Origin of the sequence: Devosia sp. 67-54, from assembly GCF_001899075.1 — a bacterium.
Classification (GTDB): Bacteria; Pseudomonadota; Alphaproteobacteria; order Rhizobiales; family Devosiaceae; genus Devosia_A.
The window spans coordinates 87,980-110,268 of record NZ_MKVA01000002.1 but is presented as its reverse complement, the minus strand read 5'-3'; the positions used below and the strand labels follow the sequence as shown (position 1 = coordinate 110,268).

Below are 22,289 nucleotides of genomic sequence, written 5' to 3'. Positions count from 1 at the left end.
CTTGTTGCCCTTATGTAGTCGCTGCGCCGCCGGCTGGCTAGAACAGGATGCCCAGGAACATGGCGCCGAGTCCCAGCAGCCCGACGAACCAGACCACGCTGCGCAGCCCGAACACCCCCAGGAGATAGAGCGGCAGATAGACGACCCGCATCGCGAGGTAGACCACCGCGCCCCAGAACACCACCGCATCGCCCGGATCGGCCAGATGCGCCACCAGCGCCATGACGACGAAGGCGAGCCAGGTCTCCTGGAAATTGCGCAGCGCCCGTTCGGCACGGCCCAGCAGCTCGCCCTCCGGCTTCGGCGGTGCGTCGCGCGCCGTCGCCGCGAACATCACGCCGTAGCGCCAGCGATAGATCAGCGACTGTGCCCCGAGATAAAGCCCGTAGACCACGAGGCTCCACATCATGAGCTGCAGTTCGGCGCTCATGGCAGGATGGCGCGCCCGCCGCTCACCGTCACCGTGGTGCCGGTGGAATACGAGCTTTCGTCCGACAGCAGCCAGAGGATGGCCCTGGCCACCTCGTCGGCAGTGCCGGCGCGCGGCATCGGCAAATGTGGCGCCATCCGCGCCACCCGGTCCGGATCGCCGGTCGAGGCGTGGATCTCGGTGTCGATCACCCCCGGCCGCACGGCGTTGACGCGGATGCTCTCGGCCGCGACTTCGAGCGCCAGCCCGACGGTGAAGCTGTCGATGGCGCCCTTGCTCGCGGCATAATCGACATAGATGCCGGCGCCGCCCAGCTTCGAGGCGGCGGAGGACAGGTTGACGATGCCGCCGCCCTGGCCGCCATGGCGCGTCGACATCCGCCGGATCGCCTCGCGCGCGCACAGGAACGAGCCGGTGACGTTGACCGCCAGCGTGCGCGCGAGGCGCGCCGCGTCCATCTCGTCGACCCGCGCCGCCGGCAGGATCAGCCCGGCATTGTTGACGAGGCCGCCGAGCCGGCCCAGCCGGTCGGCAGCGCGGAAGATGTGCTCGACATCCTCGGGCAGGCTGACGTCGCCGCGCACCGCCACCGCCTCGCCACCCTTGCCGTGGATGGCCGCGACCACCGCCTCGGCGGCATCGACATTGCTGGCGTAATTGACCACCACGGCATAGCCGCGCTCCGCCGCCAGCACGGACGTTGCCGCACCGATGCCGCGGCTGCCGCCGGTGACGACGAGAACGCCGTTCTTGGCCACGGCGTCCCTCCCGCTTTACAGATCGAGCACCAGGCGCTCGGGCGCCTCGAGGCTTTCCTTGACGCGCACCAGGAAGGTCACCGCCTCCTTGCCGTCAACGATGCGGTGATCGTAGCTCAGCGCCAGGTACATCATCGGCCGGATGACGACCTGACCGCCGACCACCACCGGCCGGTCCTGGATCTTGTGCATGCCCAGGATGCCCGATTGCGGCGCGTTGAGGATGGGCGTCGACATCAGCGAGCCGTAGACGCCGCCATTGGAGATGGTGAAGGTGCCGCCCTGCATGTCGGCCATGCTGAGCGCGCCGTCGCGGGCGAGCTTGCCCAGCCGGGCGATCTCCTTTTCCACCTGCGCGATGCTCATCTTGTCGGCATCGCGCACCACCGGCACCACGAGGCCCCGGTCGGTGCCCACGGCGACGCCGATATGGGCGTAGTTCTTGTAGACCACCTCATCGCCGTCGATCTCGGCGTTGACGTTGGGGATCTCCTTGAGCGCGTGCACCACGGCCAGCGTGAAAAAGCCCATGAAGCCGAGCTTCACGCCGTGCTTCTTTTCGAACAGATCCTTGTACTGGGCCCGCAGATCCATCACCGGCTTCATGTCCACCTCGTTGAAGGTGGTGAGCATGGCGGCGGTGTTCTGCGCGTCCTTGAGCCGGCGCGCGATGGTGAGGCGCAGGCGGGTCATCTTCACCCGCTCCTCGCGCGCCTCGTCGACCGCGGCGACCGGGCCACGCGCCACGGCGGCGGGAGCCGGCGGCGATACCGGGGCAGCGGCCGGAGCGGCAGCGGGCGCCGGCTGCGCCAGCTTCGGCGCTTCGGCGACCGGGGCGGGACGCGGCGCGATCGCCGCCGAACCGCTGACGGCGCTGGGCTGCGGCGCCGCCGCCGGCTTGTTGCCGAGCGCGGCGAGCACGTCTTCCTTCAGCACCTGGCCGCGCCGGCCGGAGCCGTTGACGTCGCCGGCCGCAAGGCCGTTCTCGCTCAGCAGCTTGGCCGCAGCCGGGGCCGGCGGCGCGACGCTGGCGGGCGCCGCCGCCGGGGCAGCGGCCGGAGCGGCAGCGGGGGCCGGAGCCGCCGGCGCCGCCTTCGGGGCCTCCGCCGGCTTGGGAGCGGCGGCCGCGCCGTCGCCGATGGCGCCGATCAGCGAGCCGACATTGACGGTGTCGCCCGGCTGCGCCGAGATCGCCTCGAGCACGCCGGCGGCGGGCGCCGGCACCTCGATCGTCACCTTGTCGGTCTCGAGCTCGACCACCGGCTCATCGGCGGCGACGGCCTCGCCCACCTTCTTGAACCACTGCCCGATCGTGGCCTCGGTGACGCTTTCGCCCAGCGCCGGAACCCGGATGTCGGTTGCCATCTCGTCTCTTTCTTTACTTCGCGAAGGCTTCTTCGAGGAATTGCTGCAGTTGCGCAAGGTGCGTGCGCATCAATCCCGTGGCGGTGGAGGCCGAGGCCGGCCGCCCGACATAGCGCGGCCGGTCGTTGGTGCGGCCCATCTGCTCCAGCACCCAGTCGATATAGGGCTGCACGAACGTCCAGCTTCCCATGTTCTTGGGCTCTTCCTGGCACCACACCACTTCGGCGTTCTTGAACCGCCCGAGTTCGTCGAGCAGCGCCTTGGCGGGGAACGGATAGAGCTGCTCGAGCCGGAGCAGGTACACGTCGGTGATGCCCCGCTTCTCGCGATCCTCGAGCAGGTCGTAGTAGACCTTGCCCGAGCACAGCACGACGCGGCGGATCTGCTCGTCCGGCGCGAGCTGGATGGTGGTCTTCTTCGGGCCGGGGGTCTCGGCGTCGTCCCACAGCAGCCGGTGGAAGCAGCTCTCCGGTCCCATTTCGCTCAGCGTCGAGGTGGCGCGCTTGTGGCGCAGCAGCGACTTGGGCGTCATCAGGATCAAAGGCTTGCGGAAGTCGCGCTTCACCTGCCGGCGCAGCGCGTGGAAGTAGTTGGCCGGTGTGGTGCAGTTGCACACCTGCATGTTGTCCTCGGCGCAAAGCTGCAGGTAGCGCTCGAGCCGCGCCGAGCTGTGCTCTGGCCCCTGCCCCTCGTAGCCGTGCGGCAGCAGCATCACCAGGCCCGACATGCGGAACCATTTGCGTTCGCCCGAGCTGATGAACTGGTCGACCACCACCTGGGCGCCGTTGGCGAAATCGCCGAACTGCGCTTCCCACAGCGTCAGCGTCGCCGGCTCGGCCAGCGAATAGCCGTACTCGAAGCCGAGCACCGCCTCTTCCGACAGCATCGAGTTGATGACCTCGTAGCGCTGCTGGTCGGGCGCGATGTTGTTGAGCGGCGTATAGGTCTCGCCCGTCTCCTGGTCGTTCAGCACCGAATGGCGCTGCGTGAAGGTGCCGCGCTCGGAATCCTGGCCGCTGAGGCGCACCGGGTGCCCTTCGGTGAGCAGGCTGCCGAACGCCAGCGCCTCGCCGGTGGCCCAGTCGATGCCCTCGCCGCTCTCGATCGAGGCGAGGCGGTTGTCGAGGAAGCGCTTCACCGTCTTGTGGACGTTGAAGCCCTCCGGCGCGCGGGTGATGGCGGTGCCGATGCGCACCAGCTCGTCGATGGCGACGCCCGTGTCGCCGCGCCGCGGCCCGTCGGCGTCGGCACGCTTCATGTCCTTCCACTGGCCGTCGAGCCAGTCGGTCTTGTTGGGACGGAAATCCTGGCCCGACTCGAACTCGCTTTCGAGATGCGCGCGCCAGCCCGACTTCATCGTCTCCACCTCGTCGGTGGTGACCAGCCCCTCGCCGACCAGCCGCTTGGAATAGAGTTCCAGGATGGTCTCGTGGCTGCGGATGCGCGAATACATCAGCGGCTGCGTGAAGCTCGGCTCGTCGCCTTCATTGTGCCCGAAGCGGCGATAGCAGAACATGTCGATGACCACCGGCCGGCCGAAGCGCTGCCGGAACTCGGTCGCGACCTTGCTGACATAGACCACCGCCTCCGGATCGTCGCCGTTGACGTGGAACACCGGCGCCTCGATCATCTTGGCGACGTCGGTGGGATATGGCGACGAGCGCGAATTGATCGGCGAGGTGGTGAAGCCGATCTGGTTGTTGATGACGAAATGCACCGAGCCGCCGGTGCGGTGGCCCTTGAGGCCGGAAAGCCCCAGGCACTCGTAGATGATGCCCTGGCCGGCGAACGCCGCGTCGCCATGGATCAACAGCGGCATCACCACCGAGCGGTCGGTCTGGCGCGTATCGAACACGAAATGCCCGTCGACCGCCGAACGCTGGTCCTGCTTGGCGCGGGCCTTGCCCAGCACCACCGGATCGACGATCTCGAGATGCGACGGGTTGGCGGTCAGCGACAGATGCACCTGCTTGCCGTCGAACTCGCGGTCCGACGAGGCGCCCAGATGGTACTTCACGTCGCCCGAGCCTTCGACGTCCTCGGAATAATAGGCGCCGCCCTTGAATTCATGGAACAACGCGCGGTGCGGCTTGTGCATCACCTGCGTCAGCACGTTGAGCCGGCCGCGATGCGCCATGCCCAGAACGATGTCCTTCACGCCCAGCGCACCGCCGCGCTTGATGATCTGCTCGAGCGCCGGGATCAGCGATTCCGAGCCGTCGAGGCCGAAGCGCTTGGTGCCGGTGTACTTGACGTCGAGGAACTTCTCGAACCCCTCGGCCTCGACCAGCTTGTTGAGGATGGCCTTCTTGCCCTCGGGGGTGAAGCGGATCTCCTTGTCGGGCCCCTCCATCCGCTCCTGGATCCACTGCTTGGCCTCGGGATCGTTGATGTGCATGTACTCGATGCCGATGGTCGAGCAATAGGTGCGCTGCAACACCTCGAGCATCTCGGGGATGGTAGCGAATTCGAGCCCGAGCACGTTGTCGATGTAGATCTTGCGCGTGTAGTCGGCCTCGGTGAAGCCGTAGCTGCGCGGATCGAGCTCGGGCGCCGGCTCTTCCGGCTTGAGCTTCAGCGGGTCGAGGTCGGCATGCAGGTGTCCGCGCGAGCGATAGGCGCGGATCATCATGATGGCGCGGATGGAATCGCGCGTCGATTGCAGCACGTCGACGGGGGTCGGCGCCGGCGTGCCCTCGGCGGCGGCCTTCCTGCCCAGCACCGCGCCGGTCTTGACCAGGATGTCTTCCCAATTGCCGTCGAGCGCCGAGACCAGCTCGCCATTGGCGGTCTGGGGCCAGTCGGCGCGGGCCCAGGACGGCCCCTCGGCATTCTTCCTGACGTCGTCGCCGGTGTCCTCGAGCCGGCCGAAATAGCCGGCCCAGGTGGGGTCGATGCTCTTCGGGTCGGTCTTGTAGCGGCGGTAGAGGTCTTCGATATAGGCGGCGTTGCCGCCGTAGAGGAAGGAGGAGAGGAGGAACTGTTCGTTCTGGTCCTGTCGGCTCATGTCTTTAGGCGCGGGGCTTTTCCCCGTGTTCCCTGTTGCCGGCGGCCCCGGAGAGGGGCGCCGTTCCGCGTGGTGGCGGACTATGACGGTTTCAGATTAGCATCTTGCTAAGAATTGGGCATTCCGACGATGGTCGGAAACCCCGGTTATTCTTCACTTTGTTGCGCGGTCAGCCCTTGAGCACCTCGGCGAGGGTCACGCCGATCCTGGCGGGCGAACGCGACACCTTTATGCCCGCCGCCTCCATGGCGGCGATCTTGTCCTCGGCGCCGCCTTTTCCCCCCGAAATTACGGCGCCAGCATGGCCCATGGTGCGCCCCTTGGGCGCCGTCAGCCCGGCGATGAACCCGGCCATCGGCTTTTCCCGGCCGCGTTTGGCCTCGTCGATCAGGAACTGCGCCGCGTCCTCTTCCGCCGAGCCGCCGATCTCGCCGATCATGATGATCGATTTCGTCGCCGGATCGGCGAGGAAAAGCTCAAGAATATCAATGAACTCCGTGCCCTTCACCGGATCGCCGCCGATCCCCACGGCAGTGGTCTGGCCGAGCCCGGCATTGGTGGTCTGGAACACCGCCTCATAGGTCAGCGTGCCCGAGCGCGACACGATGCCGACCGAGCCCCTGGAAAAGATCGAGCCCGGCATGATGCCGATCTTGCACTCTTCGGGTGTCAGCACGCCCGGGCAGTTCGGCCCGATCAGCCGCGATTTCGACTTTTCGAGCCGCGCCTTGACGCGGACCATGTCGAGCACCGGCACGCCCTCGGTGATGCACACGATCAGCGGGATTTCGGCCTCGATCGCCTCCAGCATCGCCTCGGCGGCGCCCGCCGGCGGCACATAGATGACGCTGGCATTGGCGCCGGTCGCCGCCTTGCCTTCGGCCACCGTGGCGAAGATCGGCAATTCCGTGCCGTCGACGCCCGACTGCCAGGTCTGCCCCGCCTTCTTGGGGTTGGTGCCGCCCACCATCTTGGTGCCGTAATAGGCGAGCGCCTGCTCGGTGTGGAACGTCCCGGTCTTGCCGGTCAGCCCCTGCACCAAAACCCGCGTGTCCGTGTTGACGAGGATCGACATGAAAAGCCCTGGATCAGTTTTCGAGGAATGGATTCAGCACCCGGACCGCGCCGTAGAGCTGGTTGTGATTGAGATCTTCGGTGTAAAGGATGCTGGCGCCGGAGCGCTCGGCGGCCGCGATCACCGCGCCGTCCCAGTACGAAATGCGATTGGTCTCGGCAATCACCGCGCCGCGCCGGACCAGTGACGGGTCTATGCCGACGCAAGGCAGCTCGTTGAGCAGATCGAGCCAGTCCAGCGCCTCTTCATGCGACAGGCGCACCCGCATCTTGCGGGTGACGGTGACGTAGAATTCCTGGAGGATCTGGCCCGAGATAGCGAAATCCAGCTTCTTGATCAGGTCACGAGCGTGCGCCGCCTTGCGCGCGTCCTCTGCGGCACGGGACGCGGCGTAGGCGATGATGTTGGTGTCGATCATCACCTCAGAGCTCATGCAGCTCGTCCTTGGTCCAGGTGACGGGCCCCATCTCTGCCTGCGACCTGTCGATCAGCTCGAGCAGCCGCTGCCGCGCGCGCTCGGCACGATTATCGGCCGTGGCAAGGCCCGCGAGGTAATTCCGTACCAGCGCGTTGACGGTCGTCTTTTTCTCAGCCGCCACCACCCGGACCTTGTCGAGCACGTCTTCATCGACAGCGAGCGTGATGTTCTTGGTCATGATTGATCTCCAGTCACACGGGTTCACATAATATGTGTGACGGTGAGCATCCTCGCAAGTCTAGTTGCCCGCCGGCTTGTCGCCGAGCAGCAGGTTGAATTCGAGCTCGACCACGCCCTCGGTGCGGTCGCCGATGACCAGGAGCTTCTTGTCCGGGCTTTCCCAGGCGCCGTAGACATCGCTGTTGTCGCCCGGCTTGGCCGACCCGACGAGGCCGTTGATGCCGGCCACGTCGTTGAAGTCGAGGATGTTGTCGGGGTCGCTGAAATCGACGCGGCAATAGCCCAGCCGCTGCGTCGGATAGGTGTAGACCGCCCCCCAGATGTCGACTTCGCCCAGCCCTTCGAGGTCGCGATAGCCGGAATAGACCTTGTTGAACGGCCCGGTGTCCTGCCCTTCATTCGCCGTCCAGCCGGCGCTGGCGGCGCGCTGCTCGGCGCCGGCGCCGCCGCTCGACAGATCGGTGCAGGCATCGACGAAGATCTTGAAGGCTTCGGGCGAGGTGACGGCCGGACCGCCGGTGTCGGCCTGGGCTGCCGGCGCGGCGCTCGACGCGTTGCCCTGCGCCAGGGCCGGCGCGCATGACGCCGCGAGCGCGAGCGCGACAAGCCGGGGCGACAGCCGCCGCATGCCCGTCCTCGCGCTCTGCGGCCGCCCGGCCATGGCTCAGCGTCGACCCTTGATGGCGGCGACGATCTTTTGCGCCGCATCGTCGAGGTCGTCGGCCGGGATCACGTCGAGCCCGGAGGCGCGCAGGATGGCCTTGCCTTCCTTGACGTTGGTGCCCTCGAGCCGCACCACCAGCGGCACCTTGAGCCCGACCTCCCTGACCGCGGCGACCACGCCCTCGGCGATCACGTCGCAGCGCATGATGCCGCCGAAGATGTTGACCAGGATGCCTTTGACGTTGGGATCGGCGGTGATGATCTTGAACGCCGCTGTGACCTTCTCCTTGCTGGCGCCGCCGCCGACATCGAGGAAGTTCGCCGGCTCCTCGCCGTAGAGCTTGATGATGTCCATGGTGGCCATGGCGAGGCCCGCGCCATTGACCATGCAGCCGATATTGCCGTCGAGCGCCACGTAAGCGAGGTCGTATTTCGACGCCTCGATCTCCTTGGCGTCCTCCTCGCTCAGATCGCGCAGCTCCATCAGGTCGGCGTGCCGGAACAGCGCGTTGTTGTCGAAGCTGACCTTGGCGTCGAGCAGGCGCAGATGGCCGTTCTGCATGACGATCAGCGGGTTGACCTCGAGCAGGCTCATGTCCTTGTCGACGAACGCCTTGTAGAGCGCCGGGAACACCGCTTTGGCGTCCTCGCGCGCAGCGCCCTCGAGCTTGAGCGCGGCGACGATCCTGTCGACGTCGGCCGCCGTCACCCCGGCCGTCGGGTCGATGTCGACGGTCACGATCTTGTCGGGCGTGTCATGCGCCACCGTCTCGATGTCCATGCCGCCTTCGGTCGACACCACGAACGCCACTTCGCCGCGCGTCCGGTCGACCAGCAGCGAGCAATAGAGTTCGCGGGCGATGTCGGCGCCGTCCTCGATGTAGAGCCGGTTCACCTGCTTGCCGGCCGGGCCGGTCTGCTTGGTCACCAGCGTGTGGCCCAGCATCTCGCGGGCGTTCGCCGCGACCTCGGCCGCCGATCTGGCCAGCCGCACCCCGCCCTTGGCGTCCGGCGGCAGTTCCTTGAACTTGCCCTTGCCGCGCCCGCCGGCATGGATCTGCGACTTGACCACATAGAGCGGCCCCGGCAGCGCCTTCGCCGCCTCTTCCGCCTGCTCCGGCTTGAAGATGGCGACCCCGTCGGCCACCGGCAGGCCATAGGTCTTGAGCAGCGCCTTGGCCTGGTGCTCGTGGATGTTCATCTCGGTCTCTCAGGCCAGCTTCGGGGCGATCTTCTTGCAGGCTTCGATGAGGCCGTTGACGGCCGCCACCGATTTCTCGAAGGCCTTCTGCTCGGACGAATTGAGCTGGATTTCGACCACCCGCTCGGCGCCGCCGGCGCCGATGATCGCCGGCACGCCGACATAGGTGCCCTTCACCCCGTACTCGCCCTTGAGATAGGCCGCGACCGGAAGAACGCGCTTCTTGTCCTTGAGGTAGCTCTCGGCCATCTCGATGGCCGAGGTCGCGGGCGCATAGAAGGCCGATCCGGTCTTCAGCAGCCCGACGATCTCGGCGCCGCCATCGCGCGTGCGCTGGATGATCTGCTCGAGCTTGTCCTTGTTGAGCCAGCCCATCTTGACGAGGTCGGTGAGCGGAATGCCGCCAACCGTCGAATAGCGCGCCAGCGGCACCATCGAATCGCCGTGCCCGCCGAGCACGAACGCCGTGACGTCCTCGACCGACACCTTGAGCTCGTCGGCGATAAAATAGCGGAAGCGCGACGAATCCAGCACCCCGGCCATGCCGATGACCTTGCTCGAGGGAAGGCCCGAAAAGCGCTGCAGCGCCCACACCATGGCGTCGAGCGGATTGGTGATGCAGATGACGAAGGCATCGGGGGCGTACTTGGCGATGCCGGCACCCACCTGCTCCATCACCTTGAGGTTGATTTCGAGCAGATCGTCGCGGCTCATGCCGGGCTTGCGCGGCACGCCGGCGGTGACGATCACCACGTCGGCGCCGGCGATGTCCTTGTACTCCGAGGTGCCCTTGATCGCGGCATTGAAGCCTTCGACCGGACCCGACTGGCTGAGGTCGAGCGCCTTGCCCTGCGGCACGCCATCGACGATGTCGAACAGCACGACGTCGCCGAGTTCCTTGATCGCCGCCAGATGTGCCAGCGTACCACCAATCTGCCCCGCACCGATCAGAGCGATCTTCTTGCGCGCCATGAGCCCCAAATCCTGCCTGCTTGTTGGAATTGGCGCCCCTATACGCCTCGCGGTCGGGGTTGCCAAGGCCGCCTTTAGGCGATCGGCCGGGGCGCTACGCCGGCGGGTGCGCGGCCTCGAGATAGTCGCTCGACTGCATCTCGATCAGCCGCGACAGCGTGCGCTGGAACTCGCCGGCGTTGCGCGACTGCGCCGCCAATTGCTCGAGCGGCACGGCAAAGCTCGCCGCCAGCTTGACGCCGCGGTCGTAGAGCGTGTCGATCAAGAGGATGAAGCGCTTGGCGGCGCTGGGATTTGTCGGCCCGAAGGCCGGCACGTCGTCGATCATCAGCGTCTCGTAGGCATGCGCCAGCCGCAAATAGTCCCGCGCCCCGAGCGGCGCCTCGCAAAGCGCCTTGAACGGGAACCGCGCCGCCCCCATCGCCGCCGCCGGCACCGCGATGTCGCGGCCGAGCGAGCGCAGCGTTTCGGGCCTGCCCGGCACCCCGCCGCTGAGCTTCAGCCACAGCCGGTCCATCGCCGCCGCGACCTCCGGCCCGGTGCCGAAGCGATAGACCTGCTCGCCCTCGAATTTGAGCCGGCGATAGTCCGTCGGCCCGTCGAGCGGCACGATCTCGACCTCGGCCTTGAGCAAATCGATGAAGGGCAAGAAGAGCTGGCGGTTGAGCCCGTCCTTGTACAGCTCGTCGGGCAGCGTGTTGGAGGTCGCGACCAGCACCACGCCGCCGGCGAACAGCTTTTCGAACAGCCGCCCCAGCAGCATGGCGTTGGCGATATCGCCGACCTGGAACTCGTCGAGGCAGAGCAGCCGCGTCTCGGCGATGATCGGCTTGACCACATGCGCGATCGGATCGCCCTCATTGGCCTTGCGGTATTCGGTGATCGCGGCGTGCAGCTCGTCCATGAACTCGTCGAAATGCACCCGGCGCTTCGCCTCGGTGGCGGCCGCCGCAAAGAACAGATCCATCAGCATGGTCTTGCCGCGCCCCACGGCGCCGACCAGATAGGCCCCGCGCACCGGCTTCCGCCGCCCGAACAGCCCGCGCTGCCCGACCGCCTCGGCGATGCGGTCGAGCGCGCCCGCCGCCGACGATTGCAGCGGATCGGCCTTGAGGGCCCCGGCCTCGACCATGCGGTCGAGCGCCAGTGTCACCGGAGAGGAAGGGGACGTCGGCAAGAGCAGGTGCTTGGTTGGAGCAGTTCACATTCGAGCAAACGCACGTCCGGTGACTTAGCCCCCACCCCCAGCCCCTCCCCGCAAGGGGGGAGGGGAGCCCGACTGCAACACCGGCGAACGCGGCTCTATCGCCCCCCTCCCCCTTGCGGGGAGGGGACGGGGGTGGGGGCCACGATCACTGTCGATATCGTTCCCTCGTCACTGCTGTAGCGACAATTTTCTGCGCTGTCATGCATCAGCGCCGGGACAATCCGGGCCGTCAGCCCACCATCGAGATGCCCTGCCCGCCCGACAGCGTGCCGATGAAGCGGTTGCCGGAAAGGATCAGCGCCGCGATGATGTTGCCGCCCTCGTCGAACAATTGCACCTGCGAGCCGGCGACGGTCCAGCTCGATACGGCACTCAGCCCCTTGAGCGCGCAGGCCGGCGCCGAGGCGCGGTAGCGGCTGGTGCCGGTCTTTTGCGTCTGCGTCAGGTTGACGGCGCACTGGTCGGCGCCCGAGACCACGGTCCAGCGGCCGAGCAGCTTTTCCACCGTCAGCCCGCCGCTGAGGTCGCGGCCGCTGCTGTTGGGCAGCCCGCCGGCCGGCGGCAGCCCGGTGTTGGCGGTGGCCACCTGGGTGGAATCGACCGGCGGCAATTGGTTGGCGCCCTGCACCTCGCCATTGGGCCCGATCGGCGGCAGCGCCGACGTCGACACGTTGCCCGTCTGCACCGGCGCCAATTGCTCGGTGCCGGCATTGGCGACCTGCACGCCGGTCGAGGCGCAGGCCGACAGCAGCAGCCCGAGGCCGAGGCCCACCCCGACGGCGCCCATGCGCTTGAAAGCCAGTCCGCCCATGCCCGACGCGATCCGATGATTGAAAATACGGTTGCGCATATAGACCAATCGTTTCGGCCCCTCAACCTTCGATGCTGGCAAATACCGCGCCAAACATGGCCAAGTTGCGGCCCGCAGCGACGGTCCGCGGCACTCAGCGCGCCAGCATCTGCTTCAGCAGGTCGTCGGCGAGGAGCTTGGCGTCGCGCGCCTCCTCCTCCGGCACCTGGATCGGGATGCCCTTGGGCCCCAGCACCCCGGGCATGCCCGGAAGCCCGTTCTGGCCGCCCTCGTCGGGGTGGAAGCCGTGCGCCTTGAGCGCCACGATCAGCACACGCGCCAGCGACGGGTCCGAGACGTGCGCGATCGTTTCCAAGCTCAGGCCGCCTTCCGCTCCACCATCATCTTCTTGATCTCGGCGATCGCCTTGGCAGGATTAAGGCCCTTGGGGCAGGTCTTCGAACAATTCATGATCGTGTGGCAGCGATAGAGCTTGAACGGGTCCTCGAGATTGTCGAGCCGCTCCTGGGTCGCCTGGTCGCGGCTGTCGATCAGCCAGCGATAGGCCTGCAGCAGGATCGCCGGCCCCAGATATTTCTCGCCGTTCCACCAATAGGACGGACACGAGGTGGAGCAGCAGGCGCACAGGATGCATTCGTAGAGCCCGTCGAGCTTCTCGCGCTCCGGCTTGCTCTGCAGCCATTCGGTCTCGGGCGGCGGCGTCGTGGTCTTGAGCCACGGCTCGATCGAGCGGTGCTGCGCGTAGAAGGTCGACAGGTCCGGCACCAGATCCTTGACCACCGGCATATGCGGCAAGGGATAGATGCGGATCGGCCCCTTGATGTCGTCCATCGCCTTGGTGCAGGCGAGCGTGTTGAAGCCGTCGATGTTCATCGCGCACGAGCCGCAGATGCCTTCGCGGCAGGAGCGGCGCAGCGTCAGCGTCGGGTCGATCTTGTTCTTGATGTAGAGCAGCCCGTCCAGCACCATCGGGCCGCAATCGTCGAGATCGATGAAATAGCTGTCGATGCGCGGATTGTCCTCGCTGTCGGGATCGTAGCGATAGACGCGATATTCGCGCAGATGCGTGCCCGCCGGCTTCGGCCAGGTCTTGCCCTTGGTCGGTTGCGAATTCTTGGGTAGCAATAGCTCGACCATCTGGGGTCTCCGTCGTCTTACCTGGCCCGGGCTTGGCGCTGCTCGAGCCCGTAGATTTCGTCGTTGATGGTGTCGACCATCCGGGCCATCGCCGCCTGCGCATCGGCGAGCCCCTGATTGTAGTAGAAGGCGCCGATCTCTTCGCTGAAGAAATTGAGCAGCAGCTCGGCCGGAATGACGCCGATCTCGCTGTCGAGCTCGTCGACGAAATAGCGCTGGATGCGACTCACGATCGCCGCGCGCTCCTCCTTCTCGAACCTGATCGGCTTCATCGCCGCGGCGCCTTACATATAGTCCGGTTTGCAGATCTGGTTCGAGCGCGCGATGTAGTTGTTGTAGGCGTCGTAATACTTGGCCTCGAGCGGCTTGCCCTTGATCGAGGCGATGACCACGTCCATGAACGCGGCATCGATCAGCCTCGGCGCCGCCTCTTCCTTGCATTTGCACAGCACCGTCGCCTGCGGCGCGACGTGGATGCAGGCGGCGTAGAACGCCTTGAGCTGCGCCTCGCTCGGCGGGTTGGCGATGGTCTTGGCCATCGCTCCGCCGGCCAGCAGCGACAGGGCGGCAGCCATCAGCAGCAGTTTCGTCATCTCAGCTCCTTGCGGATCACCAGTTTGAGGCCGGACCAGACATCGCTGACCGCGGCCACCTTCACATCGACCAGCCCGATCGGCAGCACGATCTCGCGGATCACGTCCTCGGTGATGTCGGTCGGAACCTTGCTCGCCTTTTTCGGCCACGAAATCCAGATGCTGCCATCGCGCGCGATGCTGTCCATCAGCGGCCGCGCCGCATCCTCGAGCACGGCCCGCGAGGCGGTGAAGCCGTGGATGAGGTCGTAGCCGGCCCTGGCCTTGCCGAGCCGGCCCCAATCGGCGCTGTCCGCCCCGGCGAAATCCCGCGCACTCCGCAGCTCGTCGAGCTCGCTGGGCAGCCCCAGAAACAGCACCCGCTGCCCATCCTTGAGCCCGAGTTTCTGCGGCAACGGCGTGCCGGAATAGCCGGGGGTGGGGGCGGTCATTCTGTCGGCAGCTCCCCGATCAGGGATTCGAAGCCGCCGCGACGGACCCGCTTCAGCAACTCGACATCATGGCTGACGAAGCGACCGCCCAAAGCCTCTGCAAGGCCGACATACAGGCAGTCGTAGACCGGATGCTCGAGTGCCGCCGCGATCTCGACGGCTCGGATCATCGACTCCGCCGTCGGTGGCCGCAGCGTGACGCGACTGAACACGAGCTGGAGCCCACCCACAACTTGCTCGTGCTTCAGCTCGCCGTTCCTCTCTTTTCGGCGGAGCGCGTTTCCGACTTCGACCGCCAGCAAGTCCGGCGCCACCAGGTCTCCGCGCTCAAGCAGCGTCAACGCTGATCCGGCATTGGCCTCTTCGGCGATCCAGCGCACAGCCACCGATGCATCAACGACGATCAATCGAATGCCCGTGATCCCGGTCCTCGCGAACAAGCCGGACGCTATCGGTCTGCTTGACGCCTTTCGGCGTCATGGCGCGAATACGACGGGCCCAGGCGACGTAGTCGATCCCCTCCGGCCCTTGCGGAACGATCGACCGCCGGACGATCTCGCCCGCCTCTTCATCCACGCTCCGCCCATGCAACTGGGCTTGACGGCTCAAAGCTTCATAGGTCTCCCGGTCGAGATCGATGGTAATCCTGTCGTCCATCTCAAGCTCCTTCGCCGCCAATGTAGCCCTTACCTGGCGCCCTTGCACTGGTGCGGCGCAGTCTTCATGAAATTGTCGACCGCGGCGAGCTCCTTGCCGGTCATCTGCTTGCTCATCGCCGCCGAGTTGCGCACGTCGAGCGGGTCGAGGCTGAGATAGGCGATGGCGAGGGCATCGAGCTTTTTGTCGGCGATGCCGGCCATGCACGAGCACTGCGCGCCGGACATGTACATGCTGGTCTGGCAGCGGGCGACGAACCTGTCGTGCGCCCCCTTGTCCATCGCGGCGAAGGCCGAGGACGACGAAACGACGAGCAGCGCGGCCACAATGATACGACGCATATGAACTCCCGTTCTCTTCTTTGCGCTCTGTCCGAGTGAGCGCAAGAGCGCTCGTTTCGGACAACCGCTAATACACCCGCGCCTTGGGCGCGATGCGCTTGAGGCTGATGCCGCCTTCGCTTTCGGGCGTCAGCGGGTCGACATGCACCGGCCGGTAGCTCAGCGTCACCTGGCCGTTGTCGTCGATGCGGCTGATGGTGTGCTTGCGCCAGTTGACGTCGTCGCGATTGGGGAAATCCTCGCGCGCATGCGCGCCGCGGCTTTCGGTGCGGGCCTCTGCCGACACCACCGTGGTCAGCGCGTTGGCGAGCAGGTTCTCGAGCTCCAGCGTTTCGACCAGATCGGAGTTCCAGATCATCGAGCGGTCGGTGACGCGGATATCCGCCTTGGCGGCGTAGACCTCGTGCATGCGGCGCACGCCGGTGCGGAGCGTCTCGCCGGTGCGGAACACCGCGGCGTCCTCCTGCATGGTGCGCTGCATGCGGTCGCGCAGCACCGCCGTGGGCGTGCCGCCCCTGGCCTGGCGCAGCCGGTCGAAGCGCGCCAGGATCTTGTCCTCGGACGCCTGGTTGACCTTGGGCACGGCCTTGCTCCGGTCCATCGTGGCGCCGGCGCGCAGCGCCGCGGCGCGGCCGAACACCACGAGGTCGGTGAGCGAATTGGAGCCGAGCCGGTTGGCGCCGTGCACCGAGGCGCACGCGGTCTCCCCCACGGCCATCAGCCCCGGCACCACGCGGTCGGGCTCGGCCTCGGTCGGGTTCAGCGCCTCGCCGTGATAATTGGTCGGGATGCCGCCCATGTTGTAGTGCACCGTCGGCAGCACCGGGATCGGGTCGCGCGTCAGGTCGACGCCGGCGAAGATCCGCGCGCTTTCGGTGATCCCCGGCAGCCGCTCGTGCAGCACCTTCGGATCGAGATGGTCGAGATGGAGGAAGATATGGTCCTTCTTCGGCCCGACGCCGCGCCCCTCGCGGATTTCGAGCGTCATGCAGCGGGATACCACGTCGCGCGAGGCGAGGTCCTTGGCGTTGGGCGCATAGCGCTCCATGAAGCGCTCGCCCTCCGAATTGGTGAGATAGCCGCCCTCGCCGCGCGCCCCTTCGGTGATCAGCACGCCCGCGCCGTAGACGCCGGTGGGGTGGAACTGCACGAACTCCATGTCCTCGAGCGGCAGGCCGGCGCGCGCCACCATGCCGTTGCCGTCGCCGGTGCAGGTGTGCGCCGAAGTCGCCGAGAAATAGGCGCGGCCATAGCCGCCCGTCGCCAGCACCGTGAGCTTCGACCGGAACCGGTGCAGCGTGCCGTCGTCGAGCTTCCAGGCGATGATGCCCTGGCACGAGCCGTCGTCGCCCATCAACAGGTCGATGGCGAAATATTCGACGAAGAACTGCGCGTTGTGCCGGAGCGACTGGCCGTAGAGCGTGTGCAGGATGGCGTGCCCGGTGCGGTCGGCGGCGGCACAGGTGCGCTGCACCGGCGGGCCTTCGCCGAACTCGGTCATGTGCCCGCCGAACGGGCGCTGGTAGATCTTGCCCTGCTCGGTGCGGCTGAACGGCACGCCGTAATGTTCGAGCTCGTAGACGGCCGCCGGCGCATTGCGCGCCAGATATTCCATCGCGTCGTTGTCGCCCAGCCAGTCCGACCCCTTGACGGTGTCGTACATGTGCCATTGCCAGCTGTCCGGGCCCATGTTCTTGAGCGAGGCGGCGATGCCGCCCTGCGCCGCCACCGTGTGCGAGCGCGTCGGGAACACTTTCGTCACGCAGGCGGTGTTGAAGCCCTGTTCGGCCATGCCCAGCGTGGCGCGCAGCCCGGCGCCGCCAGCGCCCACGACCACCACGTCGAATTCGTGGTCGATGATCTCGTAAGCGGCCATGCCTCTCAGCCCCAGAACAGTATTTTAGCGACGCTGATCACGGTGATGGCCGCAACCAGAATGGCGAAGGCGGCGTTGGCCCGCTGCGCCAGGCGATTGGTCTTGTCCTCGTCGAGGTAATCCTCGATCACCTCGTTCATGCCGATGCGCATGTGCACGCACACATTGACGATCAGCAGGCAGAGGACGATGGCGACGACGGGATTGCGGATCACCTCCACCATCTGCGCCCGGTCGGCGCCGGCCAGCCGCACCACGAACCACACGAAGAACAGCGTGAACACGATGTTGAGCGCGCCGGTGAGCCGCTGCAGCTTGAACTCGCGCGTGGCGCGCTTGCCCGAGCCGTAATGCGTCGTCGGATTGGAAAGCTCGGCCTTGTCGATCATTTGAACCACACGAAGATCGCCCACACCGCGAGCGTGCACACGATCGAGGCCACCCAGTTGAGCCGCACCACCCATTCGCGCCCCACCGGGTCGAGCAGGTGGATGGAATCCCAGATGAAATGCTTGATGCCGCCGAACAGATGCTGGAACAGCGCCCAGGTGGCGAGGAAGAACACCACCTGCACCAGCCAGAAGCCGTAGATGGCGTTGACCACCCCGAGCGGCCCGTCGCCCAGCGCCGCGGCGCCGAGCCACAACACGATCAGCAGCGTGCCGAAATACATCGCGAGCCCGGTGCCGCGATGGATGATCGACGACGCCATGGTGAGCGTGAACCGATAGATTTGCAGATGTGGAGAAAGGGGCCGGGACCGGGCTGCCATGGACGTCTCGAAAGCACCGGGAAACCGGCGCTGCAGATTGGAATGGTTCGAGACTTCTAGACCTCGCCTCGGCCCAGGTCAAAGCGGAATGCCGCTCCGGCGGTCAGACTTTCTGCGCATCGAGGCTGACCGGCGCCTGCCGCAGCGACTCGAGAATCATCAGCAGGCTCAGGACCTTGGCGTTGCGCGTCACGGCCGGCTGGGCGATCTCGGCAGCAAGCCGCGGCGGCGCCGCCGCCTCGGCCGCCAGCGCCTCGCGCAGCATCGAGCCGTGGGCCACCAGCACGGTGGCGACGATCAGCATGGCGGCGGCGATTCGGTGCATCGGGCGGCTCCTTGCGGCGACTGGCCCGGACTCTGGGCCTTCGCCGCTTTAGCCGCACTGAATCCGCCGTTCAGATTCCGTTCAGCCCGCCGCTATGGCACACAGGGCCGGCAAGGAGAGCCACCTGTGTCCGATATCGTCCGCGCCGTTTCCAGCACCACCCTCGCCAAGGCCTGGGGCACGCTGGCCCAGCACAGTTTCGAGCTCCGCCGCCGCGACGGGCGCTGGCAGCATCTGGTGCGCGAGACCTACGACCGCGGCGACGGCGCGGCGGTGCTGCTGTGCGACATCGCCGGCAAATCGGTGGTCCTCACCCGCCAGTTCCGCTATCCGGCCTATGCCGTCGGCGACACGCCGCTGCTGCTCGAAGCCTGCGCCGGCAAGCTCGACGGCGACGACCCCGAGACCTGCGCCCGCCGCGAGGCGATGGAGGAGACCGGCTACCGTATCGGCCGGCTGGAGCGGGTCTGCCGCTGCTTCATGAGCCCGGGCGCCGTGACCGAGCGGCTGACCCTGTTCATCGGCACCATCGAGGGTGCGGCCGACGCCGCCGGCGGCGGGCTCGAGCACGAGGGCGAGGACATCGAAGTGGTCCGCCTGCCCGTCGCCACGGCGCTCGGCATGATCGGGAGCGGCGACATCGCCGACGCCAAGACCATCATCCTGCTGCAGCACGCCGCCCTGACCGGGATGTTCGGCTAAAGCGCCACGCCCCGGTGCGGATCGGCGTCGCTCGGCCCGGTGACGGGCACGTGGCGCAACTGGTCGATGAGGAACGGATCCTGCAGCAGCAGGCCGAGGCGCGCGGCCTCGGGCGCTGCGGCAGACCGCGCTGCGGGAGCCGAAAACGTCCCCGCCAGCTGCTGGCTGGCCGGAACCGGCAAGGCGACGATCGCGGTCAGCAAAGCGAGGGTCAGGACCTTGGCGTGCATTTTCGGGCTCCACTCGATGCGGCTTCGTCTCGCCGCGTTCTTGCGTGGAGGTTTAGGGCGCCCGGTCCGAACCCGGCGTGAAGCCGGCATTCATCTGCGGTTTAGCCGGCAAGCCGGCCGTCTAGCGGTAGTCCGACAGCTTCTTGTCCGGATCGTAGGGCTGGTCGGCGACGGTGCGGGTCACGGCCTGGCCGCACTTCATCGTCTTTTCGGCCGCGTCATAGGCGTAGGTCGGCGAGCCGTGCAGCACCCACCCCTCGCTCAGCGCCCTGGTGACCTTGTGGCAGAACGATGCGTCGTCCACGCCGGTGAGAAAACGATAGATCTGCATACCCCGATTGCCCCGTCGTCAACGGTTCCATGGTTGAACCGGCGGCTACTTACCGCTAATCCGAAGCCATGCACAGCTTTCCGCAAGCCCTGATCGACGGCTACGCCGCCTTTATCCGCGGCCCCTATGCCGAGGCCGAAGGCAAATACAAGCGCCTGGCGCGCGAAGGCCAGTCGCCGGTGGCGCTGGTGATCGCCTGCTGCGACAGCCGCGCCGCCCCCGAAACCATCTTCGACGCCGGCCCGGGCGAGCTGTTCGTGCTCCGCAACGTCGCCAACCTCGTGCCGACCTTCCAGCCCGACGCCGCCCAGCACGGCACCTCGGCCGCCATCGAATTCGCCGTGGCCGCGCTCGAGGTCGAAAACGTCGTCGTGCTCGGCCATGGCCGCTGCGGCGGCATCCGCGCCGCGCTCAACCCCGGCCACGTCCTCGCCCAGGGCGATTTCATCGGCAAATGGATGAGCATGCTGGCCCCGGTCAGCGCGGAGGTGGCGAAATACACCTTCCTCACCGCCAGCGAGCGCGAGACGGTGCTGGAGCGGCTGTCGGTGCGCAACTCCATCAACAACCTGCGCACCTTCCCCTATATCCGCGAGCGCGAGGCCGACGGCCGGCTGAAGGTGCACGGCGCCTGGTTCGACATCTCGACCGGCGAATTGTGGGTGATGGACCCCGAGACCGGCGATTTCAGCCGCCCCGAGCTGCCCGATCTCCCCAGCCTTGCCGGCAAGGTTCAGCGCGTCACGTCGGCGTAGTCGCGGCGCGGCGCGCGAACAGCCGCGGGCCGAAGACGTTGATCAACAGTCCCAGGAACACCAGCGCGCTGCCGGCCCAGTCGAGCCCGCTCATCGCCTCGCCCAGGATCAGCTGCCCGCTGCTCAGCCCGACCACCGGCACCAGCAGCGTGAACGGCGCCACGATCGAGGCCGGATAGCGGCCGAGCAGCGCGCTCCAGGCGCCATAGCCGAAATCGGTCGACACCCAGCCCACGAACAGCAGCGAGCCGAGGCCGAGCCAGGTGAGGTGTGTGACGGCGTAGGGCACCGCTCCCGGCCCTTCGATCAGCAGCGACAGCAGCAGCAGCGGCACGATCGGCACCAGGCTCGACCACACCACGAAGCTCAGCATGTCGATCTTGCCGGCGCGCTTGACGATGATGTTGGAGACGGCCCAGCCGGCCGCGCCGCACACCGTCATCACCAGCGGCCAGAAGCCGGCGCCGGCGAACTTTTCGATGCCGATCAGCACGATGCCGCCGAGCGCCACCGCCGCCCCGGCGAGCTGCGTGCGCCGCGGCCGCTCGCCGAGGACCGCCACGGCGAGCCCGATGGTGAAGAAGGTCTGCAATTGCAGCACCAGCGAGGCGAGCCCCGCCGGCATGCCGAGGTGGATGGCCGTGAACAGGAAGCCGAACTGCCCGACGCCGATGAACAGCCCGTAGGCGACGAGGATGGAGAGCGCCACCTGCGGCCGCTTGACGAAGAACACCGCCGGCAGCAGCGCCACGACGTAGCGCAGCGCCGTGAGCAGCAGCGGCGGCACCTCCGCCACGCCCCATTTGATGGCCATGAAGTTGACGCCCCACACCAGAACGATGGCGAGCGCCAGGGCGATGTCGCGCGGGGCCATGCGGGCGCCCTCCACGCCGAAGCCTACGCGGCTTTCCGCTCCACCAGGTTGCGCTCGAGCAGCGTTTCGAGGATCTGCACGGTGTTGAGCGCCGCGCCCTTGCGGAGGTTGTCCGACACCACCCAGATGGAAAGGCCGTTCTCGACCGTCACGTCCTCGCGGATGCGGCTCACATAGGTGTCGTATTCGCCCGCCGCCTCGACCGGCGTGGCGTAGCCGCCCGGCTCGCGCTTGTCGATCACCGCCAGGCCCGGCGCATTGCGCAGCAGCTCGCGCGCCTCGTCGGCGCTGATCGGCTTTTCGAACTCGATGTTGACCGCTTCCGAATGGCCCACGAACACCGGCACGCGCACGCAGGTGGCAATCAGCTTGATCTTGGGGTCGAGGATCTTCTTGGTCTCGGCCACCATCTTCCATTCTTCCTTGGTGGACCCGTCTTCCATGAACACGTCGATATGCGGGATGACGTTGAAGGCGATCTGCTTGGAGAACTTCCGGGGCGTCGGCTTGTCGTTGACGAAGATGCCCTTGGTCTGCGCCCAGAGCTCGTCCATGCCGTCCTTGCCCGCGCCGGACACCGACTGGTAGGTGTCGACCACCACGCGCTTGATGGTGGCGAAATCGTGCAGCGGCTTCAGCGCCACCACCATCTGCGCCGTCGAGCAGTTCGGGTTGGCGATGATGTTCTTGCGGTCGTTGCGCGCCATGTAGGCGTCGAGCACCGCGGCGTTGACCTCGGGCACCACCAGCGGCACGTCGGCGTGGTAGCGCCAGAAGCTCGAATTATCGACGACGATGCAGCCGGTGCGGCCGATCTTTTCGCCATATTCCTTGGCCACCGCCGAGCCGGCGCTCATCAGCGCGAAATCGACGCCGGCGAAATCGAAATTCTCCAGGTTCTGCACCTTGAGGCGCTTGTCCCCGAAGCTGATCTCCTGCCCCTGCGAGCGCGCCGAGGCGAGCGGGATCACCTCGCTCACCGGAAACTTGCGTTCGGCCAGGATGTTGAGCATTTCGCGGCCGACATTTCCCGTGGCCCCGACGACTGCGACGCGATAACCCATTTCGGTTTGTTCCTCTGAACCCGACCCCCGCACCGGTGCTGCCGGCGGCTCGAC

The 22,289-nt window shown here is 66.9% G+C and carries 30 protein-coding genes; 2 read left to right on the top strand and 28 right to left on the bottom strand.

Features of this window, described 5'->3' with window-relative positions:
- Window positions 1-37: 37 nt before the first annotated feature.
- The 24 genes from BGO82_RS01280 to BGO82_RS01165 form a co-directional block, all read right to left on the bottom strand.
- Window positions 38-430, bottom strand: a complete 393-nt coding sequence (locus tag BGO82_RS01280; RefSeq protein WP_291303732.1) for an MAPEG family protein — start codon at window positions 428-430, stop codon at window positions 38-40.
- Complete coding sequence (locus BGO82_RS01275; protein WP_291303731.1) at window positions 427-1,188, bottom strand: SDR family oxidoreductase; 762 nt, start codon at window positions 1,186-1,188, stop codon at window positions 427-429. The genes BGO82_RS01280 and BGO82_RS01275 overlap by 4 nt, the downstream gene beginning before the upstream one ends.
- A 15-nt stretch (window positions 1,189-1,203) precedes the next feature.
- The gene (gene odhB / locus BGO82_RS01270) at window positions 1,204-2,553 is read right to left on the bottom strand and encodes a 2-oxoglutarate dehydrogenase complex dihydrolipoyllysine-residue succinyltransferase (RefSeq protein WP_291303730.1); all 1,350 of its coding nucleotides are present in this window, start codon (window positions 2,551-2,553) and stop codon (window positions 1,204-1,206) included.
- Window positions 2,554-2,566: 13 nt separating this feature from the next.
- On the bottom strand, window positions 2,567-5,560 hold the full coding sequence (locus BGO82_RS01265; RefSeq protein WP_291303729.1) for a 2-oxoglutarate dehydrogenase E1 component: 2,994 nt from the start codon (window positions 5,558-5,560) through the stop codon (window positions 2,567-2,569).
- Between the two features lie 169 nt (window positions 5,561-5,729).
- Window positions 5,730-6,635 (bottom strand): succinate--CoA ligase subunit alpha, encoded by a 906-nt coding sequence (gene sucD / locus BGO82_RS01260; protein WP_291303728.1) that lies wholly within the window; start codon window positions 6,633-6,635, stop codon window positions 5,730-5,732.
- Between the two features lie 13 nt (window positions 6,636-6,648).
- The gene (locus BGO82_RS01255) at window positions 6,649-7,053 is read right to left on the bottom strand and encodes a PIN domain-containing protein (protein ID WP_291303727.1); all 405 of its coding nucleotides are present in this window, start codon (window positions 7,051-7,053) and stop codon (window positions 6,649-6,651) included.
- Between the two features lie 4 nt (window positions 7,054-7,057).
- Window positions 7,058-7,291, bottom strand: coding sequence for a DUF6364 family protein (locus tag BGO82_RS01250; protein WP_291303726.1), 234 nt, complete (start codon window positions 7,289-7,291; stop codon window positions 7,058-7,060).
- 60 nt (window positions 7,292-7,351) lie between these two features.
- On the bottom strand, window positions 7,352-7,921 hold the full coding sequence (locus BGO82_RS01245; RefSeq protein WP_291303725.1) for a hypothetical protein: 570 nt from the start codon (window positions 7,919-7,921) through the stop codon (window positions 7,352-7,354).
- Between the two features lie 36 nt (window positions 7,922-7,957).
- Window positions 7,958-9,157 carry an ADP-forming succinate--CoA ligase subunit beta gene (gene sucC, locus BGO82_RS01240; protein ID WP_291303724.1) on the bottom strand — a complete coding sequence of 400 codons (1,200 nt, stop codon included), beginning with the start codon at window positions 9,155-9,157 and terminating at the stop codon, window positions 7,958-7,960.
- Window positions 9,158-9,166: 9 nt separating this feature from the next.
- Window positions 9,167-10,129, bottom strand: a complete 963-nt coding sequence (gene mdh, locus BGO82_RS01235) for a malate dehydrogenase (protein WP_291303723.1) — start codon at window positions 10,127-10,129, stop codon at window positions 9,167-9,169.
- 94 nt (window positions 10,130-10,223) lie between these two features.
- Complete coding sequence (gene zapE / locus BGO82_RS01230; protein ID WP_366246920.1) at window positions 10,224-11,306, bottom strand: cell division protein ZapE; 1,083 nt, start codon at window positions 11,304-11,306, stop codon at window positions 10,224-10,226.
- A 259-nt stretch (window positions 11,307-11,565) separates the two neighbouring features.
- A complete protein-coding gene (locus tag BGO82_RS01225) occupies window positions 11,566-12,147 on the bottom strand; it encodes an AprI/Inh family metalloprotease inhibitor (protein ID WP_291303722.1) in 582 nt (193 codons plus the stop codon).
- Window positions 12,148-12,280: 133 nt separating this feature from the next.
- Window positions 12,281-12,502 (bottom strand): hypothetical protein, encoded by a 222-nt coding sequence (locus tag BGO82_RS01220; RefSeq protein WP_291303721.1) that lies wholly within the window; start codon window positions 12,500-12,502, stop codon window positions 12,281-12,283.
- Window positions 12,503-12,504: 2 nt separating this feature from the next.
- Complete coding sequence (locus BGO82_RS01215) at window positions 12,505-13,284, bottom strand: succinate dehydrogenase iron-sulfur subunit (RefSeq protein WP_291303720.1); 780 nt, start codon at window positions 13,282-13,284, stop codon at window positions 12,505-12,507.
- Between the two features lie 17 nt (window positions 13,285-13,301).
- Entirely contained in the window at window positions 13,302-13,556 is a 255-nt protein-coding gene (locus BGO82_RS01210) for a DUF2164 domain-containing protein (RefSeq protein ID WP_291303719.1), read from the bottom strand.
- Window positions 13,557-13,568: 12 nt separating this feature from the next.
- Complete coding sequence (locus tag BGO82_RS01205; RefSeq protein WP_291303718.1) at window positions 13,569-13,877, bottom strand: hypothetical protein; 309 nt, start codon at window positions 13,875-13,877, stop codon at window positions 13,569-13,571.
- Window positions 13,874-14,308, bottom strand: a complete 435-nt coding sequence (locus BGO82_RS01200) for a DUF3052 domain-containing protein (protein WP_291303717.1) — start codon at window positions 14,306-14,308, stop codon at window positions 13,874-13,876. The genes BGO82_RS01205 and BGO82_RS01200 overlap by 4 nt, the downstream gene beginning before the upstream one ends.
- Window positions 14,305-14,715: a type II toxin-antitoxin system VapC family toxin gene (locus BGO82_RS01195; protein WP_291303716.1), complete on the bottom strand. Its 411-nt coding sequence runs from the start codon at window positions 14,713-14,715 to the stop codon at window positions 14,305-14,307. Before BGO82_RS01195 ends, BGO82_RS01200 begins: the two co-directional genes overlap by 4 nt.
- Window positions 14,702-14,965, bottom strand: a complete 264-nt coding sequence (locus tag BGO82_RS01190) for a hypothetical protein (protein WP_291303715.1) — start codon at window positions 14,963-14,965, stop codon at window positions 14,702-14,704. The genes BGO82_RS01195 and BGO82_RS01190 overlap by 14 nt, the downstream gene beginning before the upstream one ends.
- Window positions 14,966-14,994: 29 nt before the next feature.
- Window positions 14,995-15,306: a hypothetical protein gene (locus BGO82_RS01185; RefSeq protein ID WP_291303714.1), complete on the bottom strand. Its 312-nt coding sequence runs from the start codon at window positions 15,304-15,306 to the stop codon at window positions 14,995-14,997.
- A gap of 67 nt (window positions 15,307-15,373) precedes the next feature.
- Complete coding sequence (sdhA, locus tag BGO82_RS01180; protein ID WP_291303713.1) at window positions 15,374-17,182, bottom strand: succinate dehydrogenase flavoprotein subunit; 1,809 nt, start codon at window positions 17,180-17,182, stop codon at window positions 15,374-15,376.
- A gap of 5 nt (window positions 17,183-17,187) precedes the next feature.
- Window positions 17,188-17,571, bottom strand: coding sequence for a succinate dehydrogenase, hydrophobic membrane anchor protein (gene sdhD, locus BGO82_RS01175; RefSeq protein ID WP_291303712.1), 384 nt, complete (start codon window positions 17,569-17,571; stop codon window positions 17,188-17,190).
- Window positions 17,568-17,954: a succinate dehydrogenase, cytochrome b556 subunit gene (sdhC, locus tag BGO82_RS01170; protein ID WP_291303711.1), complete on the bottom strand. Its 387-nt coding sequence runs from the start codon at window positions 17,952-17,954 to the stop codon at window positions 17,568-17,570. The genes sdhD and sdhC overlap by 4 nt, the downstream gene beginning before the upstream one ends.
- A 103-nt stretch (window positions 17,955-18,057) precedes the next feature.
- Window positions 18,058-18,279, bottom strand: a complete 222-nt coding sequence (locus BGO82_RS01165; protein ID WP_291303710.1) for a hypothetical protein — start codon at window positions 18,277-18,279, stop codon at window positions 18,058-18,060.
- 126 nt (window positions 18,280-18,405) lie between these two features.
- Here BGO82_RS01165 and BGO82_RS01160 point away from each other — a divergent pair, with 126 nt between their 5' ends.
- A complete protein-coding gene (locus tag BGO82_RS01160; RefSeq protein WP_291303709.1) occupies window positions 18,406-18,981 on the top strand; it encodes an NUDIX domain-containing protein in 576 nt (191 codons plus the stop codon).
- Here BGO82_RS01160 and BGO82_RS01155 read toward each other — a convergent pair.
- Window positions 18,978-19,211: a hypothetical protein gene (locus tag BGO82_RS01155; RefSeq protein WP_291303708.1), complete on the bottom strand. Its 234-nt coding sequence runs from the start codon at window positions 19,209-19,211 to the stop codon at window positions 18,978-18,980. The two genes, BGO82_RS01160 and BGO82_RS01155, sit on opposite strands and share 4 nt — an antisense overlap.
- A 121-nt stretch (window positions 19,212-19,332) precedes the next feature.
- Window positions 19,333-19,542, bottom strand: a complete 210-nt coding sequence (locus BGO82_RS01150) for a DUF1737 domain-containing protein (RefSeq protein WP_291303707.1) — start codon at window positions 19,540-19,542, stop codon at window positions 19,333-19,335.
- 68 nt (window positions 19,543-19,610) lie between these two features.
- Between BGO82_RS01150 and BGO82_RS01145 the strand changes: the two genes are divergently transcribed.
- Window positions 19,611-20,297 (top strand): carbonic anhydrase, encoded by a 687-nt coding sequence (locus tag BGO82_RS01145; protein WP_291303706.1) that lies wholly within the window; start codon window positions 19,611-19,613, stop codon window positions 20,295-20,297.
- Here the strand turns inward: BGO82_RS01145 and BGO82_RS01140 are convergent.
- Window positions 20,284-21,171 (bottom strand): EamA family transporter, encoded by an 888-nt coding sequence (locus BGO82_RS01140; RefSeq protein ID WP_291303705.1) that lies wholly within the window; start codon window positions 21,169-21,171, stop codon window positions 20,284-20,286. The genes BGO82_RS01145 and BGO82_RS01140 overlap by 14 nt on opposite strands.
- 23 nt (window positions 21,172-21,194) lie before the next feature.
- A complete protein-coding gene (locus tag BGO82_RS01135) occupies window positions 21,195-22,235 on the bottom strand; it encodes an aspartate-semialdehyde dehydrogenase (protein ID WP_291303704.1) in 1,041 nt (346 codons plus the stop codon).
- Window positions 22,236-22,289: the final 54 nt, after the last annotated feature.